Genomic DNA, 2,263 nt, shown 5'->3' with positions numbered 1-2,263 from the left:
CCCGGCCGGTACGCGGGCGCGGCGCGCCCGGGGAGCCGGCAGCGCCTAGGCTCGACGGCATGAGTCCTCGCATCGCCACGAACCACCGGGTGCCGCTCGACGAGTTGCTGGACTTCGTCCGGCCGCGGCACCGTGCGCTGCTGCTAACCCGGCGGGCCGACGGCTCGCCGCAGGCGTCGCCGGTGTCCTGCGGGGTGGACGCCGCCGGGCGCGTCGTCGTCTCCACCTATCCCGAGCGCGCCAAGACCCGCAACGCGCGGCGGGATCCGACGGTGAGCCTGGTGGTGCTGTCGGACGACTGGGACGGACCCTGGGTGCAGGTGGACGGCGAGGCGGAGGTGCTGGACGTTCCGGAGTCGGTGGAACCGCTGGTGGAGTACTTCCGGGTGATCTCCGGGGAGCATCCCGACTGGGACGAGTACCGGACGGCGATGGTCCGGCAGGGCAAGTCGCTGATCCGGGTGACCCCGCGCCGCTGGGGTCCGGTCGCCACCGGGGGCTTTCCGGCCCGCCTGGCGGACTGACCGCCTCGTCGGTGCCGCCCGTCAGCCCTTGACGGCTCCCGCGGCGAGCCCCCCGGACAGGCGGCGCTGGACGAGCACGAAGAAGACGAGCACCGGCAGCGTGATGAGTGTGGAGCCGGCCATCACCGCTCCCCAGTCGTTGGTGTGCTGACCGAAGAAGCGGTGCAGGCCGACCGCCGCGGTGAACTTGCTCTCGTCCTGGAGGAAGGTGAACGCGAAGACGAACTCGTTCCAGGCCACGATGAAGCTGAACACGCTGGTCGCCACCAGCCCGGGGGCCACCAGCGGCAGCAGCACGCTGCGGAACATGCGCTGCCAGGAGCAGCCGTCCAGGTAGGCGGCCTCCTCGACCTCGCGGGGTACGGCGGCGACGAAGCCGCGCAGCATCCAGATCGCGAAGGGCAGCGAGAACGCCAGGTAGACGACGGTGAGCCCGAGCAGGCTGTTCAGCATGTCCAGGTGCCGCATCTGCACGAACAGCGGGATGACCAGCGCCTCCAGCGGGACCATCTGCGCCACGAGGACCATCACCAGCACCGCGGTGCGGAACCGGAAGGTGAAGCGGGCGACGGCGACGGCCGCCAGCAGCGACAGCAGCCCGGCGAGCAGCACGGTCCCGGCGCCGACCAGCGCCGAGTTGAGCAGGAACCGTCCGAAGCCGCCCTCGTCGAGCACGAAGCGGAAGTGGTCGAGGGTGAGGCCGCCGGGCAGCAGCGACGCGCCCCGGGAGCCGGCGCGGGGGTCGAGCGCCGACGTCACCATCCAGTAGACCGGCAGTGCGGTGAAGGCGAGCAGCGCCGCCACCGCGAGCGCGGTCGCCGCTCGGGAGAGGGGGGTGGTTCTCACCGATCGTCACTCTCCTTGAACAGCGTGCGGATGTAGACGGCCGTGACGGCGAGCAGCAGCAGGGTCAGCAGTACGGCGACGGTGGCTCCCATGCCGTACTGGCGCTGGGCGAAGGACTCGACGTAGGACCACACGCCGAGGTTGAGCACCTCCCGGTTGGCACCGTTGCCGCCCGGCATCAGGTAGAGCTGCACGAAGACCTTGAAGTCCCAGATGGTGGAGAGGATGACCACCACCGCGAAGACGCCCCGGATGCTGGGCACGGTGACGGACCAGAACCGCTGCCAGGCGTTGGCGCCGTCGATGACGGCGGCCTCGTGCAGTTCCCTGGGCACGGTCAGCAACCCGGCGAAGACGGTGACCGCGACGAACGGGAAGCTGTGGTGGACGACGTTGAGGGTGGCGATGGCGTAGAACGACAGCCGCCCGGTGAACCAGTTGGTGTCGGCCGGGTCGACCAGGCCGAGTCCGCCGAGCAGTTGCACGACTCCGCCGTTGAGCGGGTCGAACAGCCAGATCCACACGTAGGTGCCGGTGACGGCGGGCATCGCCCAGGCCATCATCAGCACGCTGGAGCAGAGCGTCCGCCACACCGGGCCGAGCCGTTGCAGCAGCAGGGCCACCAGGGTGCCGAGCACCACCGTCAGCGTGACGCACGCGGCGGCGAACAGCACGGTGTTGGGCAGGACCGTCGTCCACAGGTAGGGCCGGCCGAGGATCTCCCGGTAGTTGGCCAGCCCGTTGTAGTTGCTCTCCCCGCTGACGATCTCCCGCAGCCCGTAGTCCTGGAACGACATCCACACCACGCGGGCCAGCGGCCACACCAGCAGTCCGGCGACCGCGAGCAGGGCCGGGGCGAGCAGCAGCCAGGGCCGCCGTCGGTGGCGGCGCCT

At 70.7% G+C, this 2,263-nt stretch carries 3 protein-coding genes; 1 reads left to right on the top strand and 2 read right to left on the bottom strand.

The features are described from left to right. Positions 1-59 precede the first annotated feature (59 nt). Positions 60-524, top strand: a complete 465-nt coding sequence (locus ACYVE9_RS23675) for a PPOX class F420-dependent oxidoreductase (RefSeq protein ID WP_461029923.1) — start codon at positions 60-62, stop codon at positions 522-524. Between the two features lie 21 nt (positions 525-545). Here the strand turns inward: ACYVE9_RS23675 and ACYVE9_RS23670 are convergent, their stop codons facing one another. Further along, positions 546-1,370: a carbohydrate ABC transporter permease gene (locus ACYVE9_RS23670; RefSeq protein ID WP_461029922.1), complete on the bottom strand. Its 825-nt coding sequence runs from the start codon at positions 1,368-1,370 to the stop codon at positions 546-548. Next, positions 1,367-2,263, bottom strand: an 897-nt coding sequence (locus tag ACYVE9_RS23665) for a carbohydrate ABC transporter permease (RefSeq protein WP_461029921.1), incomplete at its 5' end; no start/stop codon positions are given. The genes ACYVE9_RS23665 and ACYVE9_RS23670, both read right to left, overlap by 4 nt.

The organism is Streptomyces sparsus, assembly GCF_054776295.1.
The sequence above is the reverse complement of the archived record's forward strand: the minus strand, read 5'-3'. Positions and strand labels throughout refer to the sequence as shown.